Source organism: Gluconobacter thailandicus F149-1 = NBRC 100600 (assembly GCF_000964465.1).
GTDB classification, from domain to species: Bacteria; Pseudomonadota; Alphaproteobacteria; order Acetobacterales; family Acetobacteraceae; genus Gluconobacter; species Gluconobacter thailandicus.
This window is the reverse complement of the sequence record NZ_BANH01000043.1, coordinates 64,536-80,862: the sequence shown is the minus strand read 5'-3', so window position 1 is coordinate 80,862 and position 16,327 is coordinate 64,536. Positions and strand designations below refer to the sequence as shown.

Annotated in this window: 12 protein-coding genes and 1 pseudogene; 3 read left to right on the top strand and 10 right to left on the bottom strand. The window is 56.7% G+C overall.

Translation table 11 applies throughout. From position 1 onward, the window contains the following. Nucleotides 1-42 precede the first annotated feature (42 nt). The 7 genes and pseudogenes from B7444_RS11865 to alkB form a co-directional block, all read right to left on the bottom strand. A pseudogene (locus tag B7444_RS11865) lies at nt 43-1,350 on the bottom strand (M3 family oligoendopeptidase); the annotation flags it as partial. 90 nt (nt 1,351-1,440) lie between these two features. Beyond that, nucleotides 1,441-1,935: a DUF523 domain-containing protein gene (locus tag B7444_RS11860; RefSeq protein ID WP_007283654.1), complete on the bottom strand. Its 495-nt coding sequence runs from the start codon at nt 1,933-1,935 to the stop codon at nt 1,441-1,443. 204 nt (nt 1,936-2,139) lie between these two features. Further along, complete coding sequence (locus B7444_RS11855; RefSeq protein WP_007283655.1) at nt 2,140-3,417, bottom strand: glycosyltransferase family 32 protein; 1,278 nt, start codon at nt 3,415-3,417, stop codon at nt 2,140-2,142. A gap of 651 nt (nt 3,418-4,068) precedes the next feature. Then, the gene (locus B7444_RS11850; RefSeq protein WP_007283656.1) at nt 4,069-4,515 is read right to left on the bottom strand and encodes a hypothetical protein; all 447 of its coding nucleotides are present in this window, start codon (nt 4,513-4,515) and stop codon (nt 4,069-4,071) included. Continuing rightward, nucleotides 4,512-5,702, bottom strand: a complete 1,191-nt coding sequence (locus B7444_RS11845) for a nicotinate phosphoribosyltransferase (protein WP_007283657.1) — start codon at nt 5,700-5,702, stop codon at nt 4,512-4,514. The genes B7444_RS11850 and B7444_RS11845 overlap by 4 nt, the downstream gene beginning before the upstream one ends. Further along, nucleotides 5,699-7,093 (bottom strand): class II 3-deoxy-7-phosphoheptulonate synthase, encoded by a 1,395-nt coding sequence (locus B7444_RS11840; RefSeq protein WP_007283658.1) that lies wholly within the window; start codon nt 7,091-7,093, stop codon nt 5,699-5,701. Before B7444_RS11840 ends, B7444_RS11845 begins: the two co-directional genes overlap by 4 nt. Nucleotides 7,094-7,141: 48 nt before the next feature. Further along, nucleotides 7,142-7,798: a DNA oxidative demethylase AlkB gene (gene alkB / locus B7444_RS11835; protein WP_007283659.1), complete on the bottom strand. Its 657-nt coding sequence runs from the start codon at nt 7,796-7,798 to the stop codon at nt 7,142-7,144. A gap of 100 nt (nt 7,799-7,898) precedes the next feature. Here alkB and B7444_RS11830 point away from each other — a divergent pair, with 100 nt between their 5' ends. Continuing rightward, entirely contained in the window at nt 7,899-8,354 is a 456-nt protein-coding gene (locus tag B7444_RS11830; RefSeq protein WP_007283660.1) for a hypothetical protein, read from the top strand. 85 nt (nt 8,355-8,439) lie between these two features. Next, complete coding sequence (locus B7444_RS11825) at nt 8,440-9,261, top strand: alpha/beta fold hydrolase (RefSeq protein ID WP_015072193.1); 822 nt, start codon at nt 8,440-8,442, stop codon at nt 9,259-9,261. A gap of 15 nt (nt 9,262-9,276) precedes the next feature. Here B7444_RS11825 and B7444_RS11820 read toward each other — a convergent pair whose 3' ends face one another. The 3 genes from B7444_RS11820 to B7444_RS11810 form a co-directional block, all read right to left on the bottom strand. Next, nucleotides 9,277-11,316: an FUSC family protein gene (locus B7444_RS11820; RefSeq protein WP_007283662.1), complete on the bottom strand. Its 2,040-nt coding sequence runs from the start codon at nt 11,314-11,316 to the stop codon at nt 9,277-9,279. Between the two features lie 75 nt (nt 11,317-11,391). Beyond that, a complete protein-coding gene (gorA, locus tag B7444_RS11815) occupies nt 11,392-12,792 on the bottom strand; it encodes a glutathione-disulfide reductase (RefSeq protein ID WP_007283663.1) in 1,401 nt (466 codons plus the stop codon). A gap of 27 nt (nt 12,793-12,819) precedes the next feature. Next, nucleotides 12,820-13,707 carry a ferredoxin--NADP reductase gene (locus B7444_RS11810; protein WP_007283664.1) on the bottom strand — a complete coding sequence of 296 codons (888 nt, stop codon included), beginning with the start codon at nt 13,705-13,707 and terminating at the stop codon, nt 12,820-12,822. Nucleotides 13,708-13,843: 136 nt separating this feature from the next. On the opposite strand from B7444_RS11810, the gene B7444_RS11805 reads away from it, so the two are divergent. Further along, entirely contained in the window at nt 13,844-16,306 is a 2,463-nt protein-coding gene (locus B7444_RS11805) for a helicase-related protein (RefSeq protein WP_186810576.1), read from the top strand. Nucleotides 16,307-16,327: the final 21 nt, after the last annotated feature.

Here is a 16,327-nt window from a genome sequence, read left to right as displayed (position 1 = left end):
CAGGAAGCCATGATTATTTCAAGAGCGACTTTTTCAACAGAATTCACCAAAAACGGACGCTGTTTCAGCCAGGGTCAGAGGCGTCGCGGAGTTCAGATAACCCTGCTTCTGACCGGCAAGGATCTGATGCACACCATGCCCAAGCTCGTGAGCCAGCGTCATCACGTCGCGTGCACGCCCGTGGTAATTCATCAGGATATACGGATGGACCGACGGTACCGTCGGGTGTGCAAAAGCACCCGAGGATTTGCCCGGCGCCGCTTCCGCATCAATCCACGGATGCGTCAGAAAGCGATTTACCAGCCCCCCAAGCTCAGGGTCGAACCCGGTATAGGCGTTCAGGACAATCTCCTTGCCGTTCTCCCACGGAATGACCGTGTCAGCCACGCCCGGCAGAGGCGCATTACGGTCCCAGTGTTCCAGCTTTTCCAGCCCGAGCCATTTAGCCTTCATCGCGTAATAACGATGGGACAGACGCGGATAAGCCTCATCAACAGCGCTGACCAGCGCGTCGACAACTTCGTCTTCAACCATGTTGCCACGGTTGCGACTGCTAGATGGACGCGGATAACCACGGAGCTTGTCCCCGATCGCCTTGTCCTTGGCGAGCGTGTTGGTGATCATCGTCAAAAGACGGGAATTGTCCGCAAGAACAGCACTGATCTGCTCCGCAGCCGCAGCACGCTTTTCGCGTTCAGCGCTCGTCAGGGTGTTGAACGCTGCTCCCAGAGGCTTCGTCTCGCCATCAAGTGTGATGGTCAGGCTGGCCATGGTTTCATCGAACAGTCGATTCCAGGCATTCCGGCCTGTTACCGACTTGTCCATCAGAACCTGCTCAACCTCATCCGAAAGCTGATACGGACGGAAAACGCGCAGATCCCGCAGGAAAGGCTGCCACTTCGCCATGTCCGGTGATGTCGAGATCTTCTCCAGAACCTCATCGTCGAGACGGTTCAGTTCCAGCGAGAAAAACAGCAAATCAGCGGAAATATCCGTAATGCGCTCCTGCACGCCCTGCGTGAAGCGACCCCAGGTTGGGTCCGTCGTATGGGCGGCAAAGCCAAGCTGGGCGAAGGAGCCGATGCGTCCCAGCCCTTCCTCGATCCGTTCATATTCCGCAAATGCAGACGCCAAGGCAACACCATCAGCCTGTCCCAGCTTGCCTTTCCAGCCTTCGCTGAAAGCGCGGGCAGCTGATGTCAGAGCCGCAAAATCCTGTTCAATCGCCGGATCGTCCAGAGATGCATACAGGTCGGACAGGTCCCAGCGCGGCGGTGTCCCGCTCTCGCCGGAGGGAGCAAAGGGGCCATTGGACGGATCAGTGACCGCGAAGAAATTCTGACTGTTCATGCTTTGAATTTAGACGTCCCTGCCGCCGGGTCAAACGGGAGGTTGATGACAAATCCGTAGTAAATGCTCCGATGAGAGCATGGGCATGCTTTAACCGGCCCGTTGGAGGGCAATCCTGAGGTCTTCAATCGTGTCCTGACTAAAAACCTGAATCCCGTTCTGGCGCAGAAGCGCTGCTGTCACGCCTGCGCCCGCATGTTTCTGCCCGCTGAAACTGCCGTCATAAATCATCTGGCTTCCACAGGACGGGCTGCCTTCCATAAGCAGAGCGAACCGACACCCCTGTGTTTGCGCGACGTTCAGAGCAATCCGGGCACCTGCAACAAATTCGTCCGTCACATCCGCGCCTGACGTGTCAGTCACGCGCGCGTCGCCCTGAAGAACGTCTTTTCCGTCCTGCCGTGCCCCAATTTCCGCTGGCGGCCGTGGAACCGGCATCCCACCCGCAAGTTCCGGACAGACCACCACAAGACGCCCCTCCTCCTGCCATTGCTGAAGAAGAGGATTCAGAAGGGTTTTTGCCTTGCCATCATATCGGACCGGCTGCCCCAGCAGACAGGCACTGACCAGAATTCGGTTATTCACGAGCGGCGATATCCTGCTTTCAGGGCATTTGAGAGTTCTGTTCTGATACCCTCAAATGCCTGAAAACAGAACGCCTTCTGCCACCAGCTCTGTTCAGAGACGAAAATTTAAAAACTGCCGATTCCAAATTCGCCCCGCTACAACACTCATTAACAATTCGGCGATCTTTTTAGTGGCTACTCTGCGGCAATAAAGCGTCACTCCTCAAACATTTTGCCAATTGGGGAGAGAGCTTTTGTAGGGCGTATCAAACTCTTCAATGAGCTGTGTGAAATCATGTTGATCGTAAATTGCTATTGTCTGGACAGGCCGAAGGCCTTTCAAGGACTTATGTGCCGTACGATTAAGTGCTCGCGTCAGAGGACCGGGGCCAGTCTTAAAAGCTATGTATAAACTCGGAAATAAATAACAGTTTCGATATACTGAGAGCAAAGCATCTGACACAATTTCGCTGTTTGGAACAGTTCCGTAAAAGTCATTATGAACCATTCCATTATCCGTTAGGAAAAATGCGTTCTGAGCAGGCTCAGAGATCATTTTTTTCAACGCATCTGAACCTGACACTCTTAAATCAGCATCCAGCCACCACCCCCCAAGAGTCTGCGTCACATGGAGACGTAAAAAATCTGCGGCTTCTGCCGGGTGCCGCATTTGGAGAAAGAGGTTGCGAGCTTCTACGCCATAAACGTCGTAAAGCCATTCCTGCGCTTCGTCTTTATTGAAAATTTTTAATGGCATGCCTTGCAGGGCGCTATGCAGATTGAAGTTATTTTGAATCTCCGGCGGAGGATTATTGTCCCAATACATATAAAGGGCAGAAGGAATTCTTTTCCCTTCTTCTTGACGGTCCGGAGTAAATAAACTTGGCTCAATTCGCTTTGCAATTTGCAGGATCTGCCAATCAGCTTCCTCGCCCGTATGAAATTCATCATACGCACTGCCGATTTTTTCAAGCGCTCCGCGCAAGTCATTTTGACGCCAGGCTAACCTGATCCCGCTGATATAGTTAGCATATGGAATATGTAAGCTACGAAGCTGCTCTATCTCTTCTTCCGAAATATCCTGCCCGCTTTTTAACAGACAAAGCAAACGAACTTGTAAGAGTGTATAAACACTCGGAAATTCCGCAGGACTCCCTGAGTGAAGCTGCATAGCTCGAAGATAAAACGCCGCCGCCTCAGAAAAATGAGCATGCGTATGCAGTATATTTGCCACCCTAAAGCAGGTAGATACTGTTGAGCCACCATCTTCAAGAAAAGCTTGACGGGCATCCAAATCGCAGTTCAGATCGGCGCCGACTAAAGCAACAACAGAAGTAGGTTTCTCTTGAATAATAATAGGAGAAGTATCCCTTTCTATTTCTTCCTCTTCTGGAGACAGATTTTGGGGCACCGTCATAGTACCTTCTTGAGGCGTTTCTGTTTCAGATACATTCCACTCAGTGGCCCCAAAATTCTTGATACGCTTTTTTGAAGACATCATTCAATCCAATCCGGAATAGAGGTGTGAATACTGCTCTATCGTAAAAATTATCAGAAATATTTTGTAGCAATGCGTTTCGGATTTGACAAGATACTCGGGTGTTATGAGTAAAACTTGGTTGGGAATATAGTTTTAACTACCGATTTAATATGAAAGATAACGTTCAGATCTGCGTTAGAAGCAGAGGAAGGTAACGCGGCATGCCGATTTACATGAAAGCATTGAAATGGCCACCAGCGTTCTCATTATGGTTGACCGCAGATCTCTACTGAAGGATAGCGCCCCATTGATCCTTATGTGCTCAGGTAAATGAGCGGTGGCCGCAAAGCCTGTCGGAGGCTTTGATAGCCCCCCACTATACAGGTCAGTTGCACACCAACAGACGGCGCTATCGGACCACCAGCCATCCCGATATTCAAACTGTTCGGCGAAATTTCGCGCCAGGTATCTGTTGGATAAGGTGTTGAACAGGCCAACCCCATGCGTCGCGAGAATGGTATAAATGTCTTGTGGAAAAATATCCCTCCACATGACTTGCCAATCTAACGCAAGAATTACAGAGCCACAGTCATGTGGATATTTTTATGACCCACTCTTCATAACGGGCCTATTGCCCCCGTACGCTCGCAACCATACGCGGGGCAATCCTAGTCAGTGACGGATGACTTCGTGGACATCCTCGTCATCGTCTTCATCGATATCTGGCGGCCCGGAAATCTCGTCATCGTCCACCAGGCGACGCGGATCAATGGCACGCCAGTCGCGCTCCATGTCTGTCGCTGGATTGGCGGCAAAATCTTCCAGTTCAGTGGAGGACTTCCAGCCATCATCACCAGCATCCACAACCTCGGCATTCTCACCGAAGGCGAACCAGCTTTCCAGCACTTCCTTGCTCGTTGCGCCCGGAACACGGCAACGCTCGATGCTGTCCCGCACATAGGCGCGCGCATAAGCATTGGCATGCATCAGATCCATGAAGTCTTTCACGACCTCGACAGTGTCATCCTCGGATGCGCCTGACAGATCAATGATCCGTACGTTCCAGGACTGGCTCTGCCCTGCAGTCTCAGTTCCTGTGTTTTCCGGTTCGTCGCTCATGAGGCCCCCTGTTCGGCTCGTGCCTTGTTCAGCAGAAATTCACGTCCTACCTTGACGCGAAGCGTGCCGTCATAGGCCACGATGTCCGCTGTTGCATAGGTCTCGGACCAGCGATCCGGAATAAAGGAGCCACTGCCAACCACGTCAATCGGTGCATGGGCATCCCGCATCGTGGTGCATTTTGAGGCATTGAAACCCGAAGAGACCGTGATTTTCACTTTCGGAAAGCCAGCTTCGTCCAAAGCTTCCCGCATCCGCCAGATGGCAGCCGCAGAAACACCCGTCCCAACAAGATCACGCAATTCCGCGTCCGAGCGATAACGCCGGATCGTGCCGGGCGTATAGCGCTCCAAGACAGCATACGAAGACTGGGGGTCCAGTCCTTCGAGGAAACGACCGCCATGCGTATCAAGGCGGACACTTAACTGCCCTGCGGCGGCTTTCTCGGGAAAACGATGACAGACTTCCAGAGCGTCTGTCACTTCCTGCCCGAAATAGTCCACCAGAATTGTCAGCGGATCATTCGGATAAACATCCACATACATTTCGGCAGCGCGCAGGGTCGAACCCGCATAACCAATCAGGGCATGCGGCATAGTGCCAAGCCCATGATCCTGCCCGAAGAAACCCGCCGTCGCGTCATTGGCGTTACCAATGAACCCGCGCGCACCTTCCTTCTGGGCGGCCTGCGACCCGACGGCCGCCGCATAGCCCATCTGTTCCTGCATTTCGAAACCGGCACAGTGCCGCGCTTCCATAGCCAGAAATGCAACGTCCGGAAGCGCCATGGCCATCTGGTAGGCATTATGTGCAGCAACACAGCATGCTCCGAGACGCTGAAGCAACAGCGTTTCCAACGGAGCAAGACGGCTGAAAGGGCCGGTCAGGTAAAGGATGGGCTCGCCCGCCCCAACCCACTGTCCCTCTTCATAAACCTCGCGGACCTGAAGATCGAAGCCCTGCTCTTTGGCAACATTGCGAAGCCAGGTGACAGCAATGCCACAGGCCGCAATCACTGGACGCCGGATGAACACCGCGTAAGTGACCCTGGAGTCCCCGAAATGTTCAACGATCTGTCGGGTCCGCCCAAAATAGGCGTCCGTCCGGGATTCGATTGTTTTCCGATCCAGCGGGCCAAGAACACCGCTGGACCGGTTTAGTGCACGTTGAGAAACGGAAGAGTTCATTCCTGCTTTCCTGCTCGTCGTCCTGTCAGTTCATGAGCAAGAAGGAACGCCATTTCAAGCGACTGTTCCGCATTTAGGCGCGGATCACAGAATGTTTCATACCGATCACCCAGATCGGCTTCCGTCAGGCACTGGGCGCCACCGATGCATTCGGTGACGTCCTGACCCGTCATTTCAAGGTGAATACCGCCCGGACGACGGCCTGCAGCCTCGAAAACATCGAAGAACCCGAGCACCTCACCCAGGATGCTCTCAAATGAGCGCGTCTTGACCTTGCTGGACGTCGTGGTCGTGTTGCCATGCATCGGATCACACAGCCATGTAACCGTACGACCCGTCTTGATGACAGCATCCAGAAGCGGCGGCAGATGCTCGCGCACCTTGTCCTTGCCCATGCGCGAGATCAGCGTGATGCGACCAGCTTCGTCATTCGGGTTCAGGATTTCGAGCAGCTTTTCAAGATCACCAACCGTCGTGGTCGGACCAACCTTGATGCCGATCGGGTTCTGAACGCCGCGCAGGAACTCCACATGTGCACCATCCGGCTGACGGGTGCGATCACCAATCCACAGGAAGTGCGCCGAGCAGTCGTAGTAGTCACCGCTGGTGCTGTCGATGCGTGTCAGAGCCTGCTCATATGGGAGGAGCAGCGCTTCGTGGGACGTGTAAAACTCTGTCTCGTCAATCTGGGACGCAGCCGCATCAAAACCACAGGCGCGCATGAAAGAGAGCGTCTCATCAATGCGATGAGCCAGATCGCGATAGCGCGCAGCCAGCGGAGAGCGCTCCACAAAACCAAGATTCCAGCTATGGACCTGATGCAAATTGGCATAGCCGCCGTTTGCGAATGCGCGCAGCAGGTTCATCACGCCGGCAGACTGGAAGTATCCCGTCTCCATACGCGCTGGATCAGGAATACGTGACGCGGCCGTGAATTCCGGGCCGTTGATAATGTCACCGCGATAGCATGGCAGCGTCACACCATCGACCGTTTCCGTATTGGACGAGCGCGGCTTGGCGTACTGACCCGCCATACGGCCAATCTTCACGACAGGAACCTTGGCGGCAAACGTCAGAACGACAGCCATCTGAAGCAGCACACGGAACGTGTCGCGAACAATATCGGCCGTAAATTCGTCGAAACTTTCCGCGCAGGCGCCGCCCTGAAGCACAAAAGCCTCTCCACGGGATGCAGCAGCCAGACGCGTCTTCAGACGGCGGGCTTCACCCGCAAAAACCAGCGGTGGATATCGATGCAGACGCGTCTCGACAGCAGCAAGCGCAGCTTCGTCTTCATAAGACGGAGCCTGGACGATCGGACGGGAACGCCAGCTTGCAGGAGACCATGACATCGTGTTGTCGGACGTCTGGGTCTTGGTCGAGGGGTGCATTGAATGCCCTCCAGGGGTCGGAAAGTGAACAGAATTGCGGGGCGCTGTTTATGGCTGAAAAAGCGCCGCGTTGATAGCGCGAAAAGTCAGATTGTAACGCATGGCACCTGTCTGCGGATGGAATGTTTCACGCACTGGCGAAACTCCATGCCAGGCCAGTCGGGAAACCCCTCCCCACACCACTACATCCCCGTGCAGAAGGTCATACCGCTGCACCGGGTCCGTCTTCAGAAGGCCTCCAAACGCAAAACGGGCTGGAACTCCCAACGAAACCGAAACAATCGGAGACGCCAGATCGTCCTCATCCCTGTCCTGATGTAACCCCATCTTTGCTCCGGGTTCATACCGGTTGATCAGACAGGACGCAGGAGAAAAATCCGGGTATCCGGCCTCTGCGGCGGCCTCACGCGCCAGATCAAGAAAAAGCGCTGGCATCTCGGGCCAGGGTTTTCCTGTCAACGGATCTGTATGGACATACCGGTAGCCATGCTGGTCCGTATACCATCCGCAAGCCCCACAACTGGTCGTTGCAACCGACATGGGCCGTCCACCCGGCGTTTTCATGTTTCGAAATGGGACCTGTCTGGAAATATCCAAAATTCCCGTGCAGAGGTCCTGGGAACGGGCATTTGCAAACCCGGGTAGCAGAACAGCCCCCTCCGCCAGAAGCATCCGGGCACGCAGCCCTGCAAAGAGATCTTCCATACTCCGCTTCCCTGCCCTTTCACGGATTAGGAAAAGAACGCTTGAACCGCAGCCCAACCGAGCCGATTATATAAAGAGAGTATGCGGTTCTGCTTCCCATATGGTGATGGGGCCGTTGATTTCCATGATTGGTTCAGGACCAGACTCCATGCTGCCCTTTTCCCGCTTTTTCTGCCATGCCATTCTGGCAACCGCCCTGCTAGGCGGGGTAGCGCAGGCTCAGACCACCACATTCGGTCAGCCTTATGACGCCGCCCCTCCACAAAGCAGCACACAGGCCCAGCCTCCCGCCGGGCAGCAAAAAACAAATGGTGGCGAGCATTTCCGTGCACGTGGCCATCGTTCCCTTCCGCCTGGATATCAGGATGCGCCGAGCACTGAATTCGAACACGGACCCGATCCGGACCATGAAGCAGGCGTCGAGCGTGACAGCGTGACAGGGGCTAATCTCTCGAAGTTCGGCTCGGCCTATCAGGGCAGCAACAACACCCAGTCCGGCCAGCTTGGTGACGCCACCGGCAACGGTTATGTCGCTCCACGCGGCAACGGCTGGTAAGACGCAACCAATCTGACTGAGCGGGGTTCTGCTTTCAAGGATGCGGCTGGTATCATTCAGCCAGATCATATGAGGAGCAGAACCCATGCCGTACATTACTGCTACTGACGGAACCAGCCTCCACGTGAAGGATATGGGCGTCGGACGCCCGGTTGTTCTTATCCATGGCTGGCCGTTGACCGGCGATATGTGGGAAAAACAGACTCTCGCCCTTGTCGAAGCCGGATACCGCGTCATTACCTATGACCGTCGCGGCTTCGGCCTCTCGGGACATCCCATCAACTGCTACAACTATGATGTTCTGGCAGATGATCTGGCCGTCATTCTGGAACAGCTTGATCTGTGGGACGCAACGCTTGTCGGCTTCTCGATGGGTGGGGGTGAAGTCGCCCGTTATCTGAGCCGTCATGGCCGCGCCAGAATTTCCAAGGCTGTACTTCTGGCCTCCATCGTTCCGTTCCTGCTGAAGACCGCCGACAACCCGGATGGTGTCGATATCTCTGTTTTTGACGGCATCAAACAGGAAATCCGGCAGGACCGTTTTGCTTTCCTGAAAAACTTTCTTCCCGGCTTTTACGGCATGACCATGCTGCACCATCCGGTCAGTGAAGGCGTGCTCGACTGGTCTTTCACGCTGGCCAGCATGGCAAGCCCGATGGCGACCATCGACTGTGTGGATGCGTGGGGAAAAACGGATTTCCGCAGTGATCTTCAGTCTTTCACCATTCCAACTCTCATCATTCACGGCACCGCCGACAGCGCAGTCCCCGCTGACATCGCCGGCCGTCGCGCTGCGGATCTGATCCCCGGTTCGATTTTCCTGGAATATGATGGTGCCCCGCACGGCCTGTTCCTGACCCATGCGGAACAGGTTAACGAGGACCTGCTGAAGTTCCTCGCGTCCTGAACGGCACGACCTGTTTCAGGTCGTCGCTCTGAGGAAAGCCCTGCTGGTTGGCAGCTCCGACTGAACAATCAGCAGGGACCCAATGGCCAGAACAAGATCATGCCGGATGGATGTGTCCTGTGATTCCCGCTCCAGTGCATAAAGCTCCGCAAGCGTTGGCTCGATAGTCGCCGCCGTATGGGTCAGCGGCAGCTTGCGGCGCAGCAGGTTCCGGAGCAGCCCATCGACGGCAGCCACTGCCGTATCTGGCAGACTTCCGTGCTGCGCCAGCTTTCGCAGCATCAATACATTTCGCCCCACTGTCATGACGGACAGAGTACCACGCAGCATTTCCTCCGCACGGTCACTCTCCAGAGACCCTGCAAAGCGGACCGCGCGTTCCATGCTCTGTGTGCCGTCATTGATCCAGACATATTCGTCCATCACAACACCTGGCAATGCCAGCCGCCGCAGACTGCGCTTGAGCTGATAACGCAGGACTTCCGCCGCCCGGCGAGGTGTAAACGGAAGAACTGCACGGAAGATGACTACACCTGCCCCGAGGCCGAGCAGGAGGGCAATGGTGGTATTGAGCCATGACAGCTCATCCATACGCCCCTGATTGTCCATGCCCAGCAGAAAGGGAAAGAACGTGCCGTAGGACGCGGCCATGACGGCTGTGGCGGGGTTTCGGGTCGCGAGACCGCCAAGCATCATGAAGAAGCCCACTGTCAGACAGAAAAATGCATAGCTGGCTGTGACCGGCATCACCACAAAGACGGGAATGACACTGGCAAGTGCCGCAAAAACTGCTCCGTAGAAGAAGGCCGCGCTGAGCAGGACGGTATTTTCGAAAGTCGCAAAACGGGCACAGACCACCGCAATAAATGTCAGGAAGACGCTGCCCTGCGGCCATGCCGTCACTTCCCAGACATACGCCCCGAAAAGAAGCGCAGCCATGGTCCGCACCCCGTTTCGGACGGCCGCGCGCCAGTCCGTATTCCGGGTCAGGCGGTGTCGCTCGGAAATAGGCGCACCATCCACACTCGCCCGGTAAGACCTCAGTGTTTCACAGAGGTCCGAAATCATGACCTCTACGCCCGTCAGGATGATGCCCTCATTGAGCGAATCTTCATCGTCCCGTGGCAGGACAGCCTGCATCCGCCCCCGACATTCCGCCAACAGAGCCTCAGTCTGAACAAGCGCAGCGATACCGCGACGGTCACTTTCCAGACGTGCAGGCAGCCCTTCAAGAGCAACACCCATATCATGGAGGAACGGAAGAAGTGCCTCCGGAATATGGGACACAGACGTCATCCGCGTCTTGAGACCAAGACCACGTGACAGAACACGCGCCACGAGACCCAGCGTCACATAGGCATGTTCGACTTCATTGCCCTGACTGCGAATTTCAATCCGGGAGAACTCGATCTGGTCACTGGAGGCCTGAAGAGATCCCATGAGGGCGCAGAGCGTATCTGTAGCATCCGCTTTCTGGTTCAGAACATCCGTCAGAGCACCGCTGGCTTTCGTCAGAATAGCCTGCAGACGCTTGCGCAATTCTTCCCGGGCTCGGTCAGCGATATTGGGAACGAATACCATTCCCATGACCGTCTCACAGATCACTCCAAGGAAAATGTATGTTCCACGCGCCATGGCAATATTGAACACATTATCCGGTTCTTTGACGGCACCAAGGGCAATGATGGTGCAGGTGTAGCCTGCGAGAACGAGGGCATAGCCACGGAAATTATGCGTCAGCGTGGCAAAGCCTGCGCAGAGCCCGACCCAGATGGCCAGCGCGGGCAGGAAGAGCCATGGATATTGCGGAAACATTCCCATCAGGGCGATGGCCGCAACCATACCAACGACAGTCCCGACGAGACGCCACCGCCCCTTGGAAATACTTTCCCCGCGGGAGTTCTGCGCAACAATCCAGACCGTCATCGCCGCCCACTGTGGCTCACCAAGTTCCATCCACAAGGCAATGGCCAGCGCCAGCAGGGATGCAATCGTCGTGCGTAGGGCGAACATCACCGACGTGATGGACGGCGCAAACAGCCAGCCGAGTTTCACGCCTGCACCTGTCCTGTTGTGTGATGGCTCATGATCTTCAGGGGCAACAAAGGATCGTCATGAGCCATCGGACTGTCAGTTCTGTTTGTCGGAGGAATGAGGAACATGGCGCGTTGGCGTCCGCATGGTCACGAACTCCTCCGCACTTGTAGGGTGAAGGCCGATCGTGCGGTCAAGATCACGCTTGGTCAGACCTGCCGTGACGGCAATGGCCAGCCCCTGAATGATCTCCGGTGAGTCCGGGCCGATCATATGAGCCCCCAGTACGACCTGACTTTTTGAGTCCACAACCAGCTTCATAAACGCTTTGCCCTTACGACCAGACAGCGACTGACGCATCGGCGTGAAAGACGAGGTGTAGATATCAAGCGTGTGATGCTCGGCAGCTTCCTCTTCCGTCATCCCCACCGAAGCGAGAGGTTGACTGAAGAAAACGGCCTTTGGAGTTGTCGCAAAAGACCATTCACGCCCCGTCTCACCGAACAGACGCTCGGCCAGAAGATGACCTTCGGCGATGGCGGTCGGCGTGAGGTTATAAGTATCGGTCACGTCCCCGATGGCATAAATGCCCGGAACATTCGTCTTTGCATCTTCAATGCGCGTAATAATACGACCGCCCGTGACCTCAACCCCGGCCAGATCCAGCCGCAGGGATGTCAGGTTTGGGTGCCGTCCTGTCGCCATGAAGACGCAGTCGGTTTCGATGACCTTTCCGCCCTTCAGATGGAGGCGATACCCTTCAGAGGTCTTCTCAATCCGCTCCGGCGTGCTGCCAGGATGAGGCGTAATGCCGTTCAAAGGCACCAGTTCTGCAATGTGGCGACGCATTTCCTCGTCAAACCCACGCAGCGGCAGGTCCTGACGATAAACGAAGTCCACCTGCGAGCCGAAACCCGCGAAAATCCCTGCAAATTCAATCCCGATATAACCGCTGCCAATAATGACAACGCGCTCGGGGCGGTTCTCCAGATGAAATGCATCATCCGAGACAATCGCGTGTTCTGCGCCGGGGATATCGAGGCGCGTCGGTGCACCACCCGTCGCAATGACGATGTTCTTTGCACGAACAGTCTGAACCGCAGCATCCGGAGCAAGCTCAGACGGACCGATTTCAACCGTATTCGCATCCACAAAGCGTGCGTCGCCTGTGAACAGCTCAACGCCAGCTTTCTTCAGCATCGAGACGTAAATGCCATTCAGGCGCTCGATCTCGCGATCCTTGGCATCAATCAGCGTGCGCCAGTCATGCGGTCCCGGCGTCACATCCCAGCCATAGGCGCGGGCATCGTCGATCTCGCGGCCATATTCCGCCGCGTAGACCATCAGCTTTTTCGGCACGCAGCCGAGATTGACGCAGGTTCCGCCCCAGTGACGACGCTCCGCAATTGCGACGCGCGCGCCGTTCTGGGCGGCAATACGCGCACAGCGTACACCGCCCGATCCGGCTCCGATGACGAAAAGATCGAATTCCTGCATAAATCCCGGCCTTTCGTGCCTCTGGTCTCAGCGCTCTGCGAACGCCTTCTCGACAACGTAAGAACCCTGACGGTTCATGTTGCCTTCTTCGAAGCCCATACGCTCCAGAAGCGCTTCCGTATCCGCAAGCATTTCCGGCGAACCACAGATCATGACGCGGTCATGCTCGGGGTCGAGCTTGTCGATCCCCAGATCCTCGAAGATCTTGCCGCTCTCGATCAGCTTCGTGATGCGATCCGTTACGGCGTACTCTTCACGCGTCACAGCCGGATAGTACTTCAGCTTGTCGGCAACGAACTCACCCAGGAATTCATGCTGCGGCAGCTCGTGACGGATGTGGTTCTCGTAAGCCAGCTCGCCCGAAATACGGACCGTGTGGCTGAGGATCACATTCTCATAGCGCTCGTAAGCTTCCGGGTCCTTGATGAGACTCATGAACGGCGCAAGGCCGGTGCCCGTGGACAGGAAGTACAGATTGCGGCCCGGCTTCAGGTTGTCGAGCAGCAGCGTCCCCACCGGCTTGCGGCCGATCAGAACCGTGTCACCCACTTTCACATGGCGCAGACGGGACGTCAGCGGACCATCCGGCACGGCAATGGAAAGGAATTCCATGTGGTCTTCATAATTGGCAGAGGCGAGGGAATAGGCACGCAGAAGTGGCTTGCCCTCGACCTCGATGCCAATCATCGCGAACTGGCCGTTCTCGAACCGAAGGCCCGGATCGCGCGTTGTGGTGAAGCTGAAAAGACGATCCGTCCAGTGATGAACGGTCAGAACCTTTGCAGGATACAGATGAGCGTATTCCTTGCTGGGGTCAGCCAGACGATACTGTTTCGGATGGCCTTCATACGGCGTCAGGCCCGTAAGGGGTTCGTCGATCTCAGGAGTCGGGGCGGCAAAACTCGGGGTGGACATATCGGTTTCTGTCTCCGGTGTGGCACGGATAACAGGTCTCGGACCTGATAAGAGCCGGACCTTTTAGCGCAATCATCACGTTTCGGAAAACCCATGCGCGTTGAACCTGCTAGCCGAATGACGCAAAAGTCTTTTCATGACAGACGACTCCGTGAGCGATGCCGCCCTTTCCCCCGCTGAACGCGCCCTGAACCAGGCTGAAGCCGATTTCGGGACGCCGCTGGACATTACTCCGCGTGAGCGGCCAGCCCTGCTCCGGCAGGTCGCCCGGCGGCTAGAGGGCAATGAAGCGACCCTCTCCCATGAAGCCCTGATTGACGCCCTGTGCGTCGTCCGGCGCAAGACCTGGGCCTCCCAGCTCATGAATGTTGCCCGTCGCGCGGGTGAAGTCTGGGTTACGAAGGCCGATACGCAGGAAGCTGCAGCCCGCACGCATGACCCTCGTGCGGACATCGCGGCCCTGCGCCTCACGCTGGACGATGTTCTGGTTTCGCGCTGGCAGGATCTTGGAGACTCGCCACGCAGTGTTCTGGAAGAAGTCCGGGCTGATCTGGCAGATGCCGGGCTGATCCTCTCAGGCGGCCAGCTTGAAAAACTGTCCCGCAGCATAGCAGGCGCTTTCGGGAGTGTTGATCTCGGCTTTGAAGACGATCTGCGTCTGGCCGAAGAGCGCCGTGCCCGCGAGCAGGCTGACATTCAGGCCCGTGCAGAGCGCCGTCGGGAGCGCGAACTCGAACGCCTGAAAGAATGGGAAGCCAATCTTGTCAGCTTCGATGAGGTGCCGGGCATTCTTCATTGCTCGCGGCGTGAGGCCCTGCGCTGGGTTGCGGAAAATCGTCTCCCGATTGCCAAGCGCGAAACGCGTGATGACGGTATTGAACTGTTCTTCTTCGAACCGGACGAACTGAAGAAGCTTCGCGCGCGCCTTCCCGAATGGCGCGGCACAACACCAGCCCGACCAGAAGTTCTGGAGCGTGGTAGCAAGGTCGGCAATGCCGCCATTGCCCGCGTCGCTGCACTGGATCGGTTTGCCGCTCATTTCCGGACAGCGCGCTCTCTCAAGCGCCGCATCACGCTCGTCACTGGCCCAACCAACTCCGGCAAGTCCTATACGGCGCTGAACGCCCTCGCCAACGCAGAGAGCGGTCTGGCCCTCGCGCCTCTCCGCCTTCTGGCGCATGAATTCCGGGAAGCGTTGCTCAACCGCGGCGTGCCTGCCTCACTTGCTACAGGCGAAGAGCGCATCGAAATGCCGGGGGCACGCCATCTGGCTGCTACGGTTGAAATGTGCCCGTTCCACAAGCCTGTGGATGTCGCCATCATCGACGAAGCACAGATGCTAGCCGATCCTGATCGTGGCGCGGCATGGACGGCTGCCATTATGGGCGTCCCGGCGCGGCATGTGTTCATTCTAGGGGCGGCGGACTGCATCCCGCTGGTCAAACGGATTGCCGAACTCTGTGATGACCCGGTGGACGAAATCCACCTGGAACGCAAAAGCCCCCTCAAGGCTGGCGGTACACTCAATCTCAGCGAACTCACTGCTGGCGATGCCGTCATTGCCTTCTCACGCCGCGAAGTGCTGGACATGCGCGCCGAACTCATGGCGCGCGGGCGACGGGTTGCCGTGGTGTATGGCGCCCTCAGCCCGGAAGTGCGCCGTGCGGAAGCCGCTCGTTTCAACAATGGTGACGCGGATATTCTGATTGCAACCGACGCAATCGGCATGGGCTTGAACCTCTCCATCCGCCGCGTAGTCTTCAGTGCATTGCGCAAGTTTGACGGACGCCAAACCCGGGATCTGATCTCGCAGGAAGTCAAGCAGATCGGCGGACGTGCTGGTCGCTTTGGCAAACATGAAGAAGGCTTGGTCTGCGTACTGGCGGAGTCTGGAAGCCCCACGTTTGTCCGTCAGATGCTGGCTGCCCCGCCGGAGCCGGTGACGGAACTGCGCCCTCTGGTTCAGCCGGATTCCGACATCGTTCGAGCCGTTGCCGAGGAAATTGGCAGCGACAGCCTTTACGGTGTCCTGACCCGCATCAAGCGCGCAGTCCTACGCCCGGACGACCCCAACTATCGTCTGGCAGACATGGAGCAGTCTCTTGAGATTGCGGCGGCTCTGGAAGGCGTGGAAGGCCTCGACCTGACAGCGCGCTGGACCTATGCCATGTGCCCGATTGATGAACGGGACAATGGTATCCAGCGCCTCGTGTCCTGGGCTGCCGATCACGCCGCCGGCCGTCCTGTGCCGCCGCCAGGTACCGGCCGCCTCCCCCACCCGGAACAGGCTGGCCGTGAAGAGCTGGAACGCGCCGAGAAGCGACACAAGCGCCTTGTCGCATGGCGCTGGTTGGCCCTGCGCTTCCCCGACGCTTACCCGGCGCAACAGAACGCGGAAATCAATACCTCGATCCTGAATGACTGGATCGAACAGGTTCTGCGGACCCAGAGCCGTATGCGTGAAAGCCAGAAGCAGCAGCGCGGCGGTTTCAAGCCCAAAGCCCGTAGCGACAAGCCCTTTCCCGGAAAGTCAGGCAAGCCTTTCAAGGAAGGCTTCAAGAAAAAAGGCAAACTGTCAGCCCCTCGCAAACGGACCTAAAAAAAAGCCCCTACGGTTCTA

Bases quoted from the DNA above. Each gene is read 5' to 3' on its own strand.
- B7444_RS11845 (WP_007283657.1), bottom strand. From the start codon at position 5,702: ATGAACTCTTCCGTTTCTCAACGTGCACTAAACCGGTCCAGCGGTGTT.
- B7444_RS11805 (WP_186810576.1), top strand. From the start codon at position 13,844: ATGACAGACGACTCCGTGAGCGATGCCGCCCTTTCCCCCGCTGAACGC.
- B7444_RS11840 (WP_007283658.1), bottom strand. From the start codon at position 7,093: ATGCACCCCTCGACCAAGACCCAGACGTCCGACAACACGATGTCATGG.
- gorA (WP_007283663.1), bottom strand. From the start codon at position 12,792: ATGCAGGAATTCGATCTTTTCGTCATCGGAGCCGGATCGGGCGGTGTA.
- B7444_RS11855 (WP_007283655.1), bottom strand. From the start codon at position 3,417: ATGATGTCTTCAAAAAAGCGTATCAAGAATTTTGGGGCCACTGAGTGG.
- B7444_RS11825 (WP_015072193.1), top strand. From the start codon at position 8,440: ATGCCGTACATTACTGCTACTGACGGAACCAGCCTCCACGTGAAGGAT.
- B7444_RS11830 (WP_007283660.1), top strand. From the start codon at position 7,899: ATGGTGATGGGGCCGTTGATTTCCATGATTGGTTCAGGACCAGACTCC.
- B7444_RS11850 (WP_007283656.1), bottom strand. From the start codon at position 4,515: ATGAGCGACGAACCGGAAAACACAGGAACTGAGACTGCAGGGCAGAGC.
- alkB (WP_007283659.1), bottom strand. From the start codon at position 7,798: ATGGAAGATCTCTTTGCAGGGCTGCGTGCCCGGATGCTTCTGGCGGAG.
- B7444_RS11810 (WP_007283664.1), bottom strand. From the start codon at position 13,707: ATGTCCACCCCGAGTTTTGCCGCCCCGACTCCTGAGATCGACGAACCC.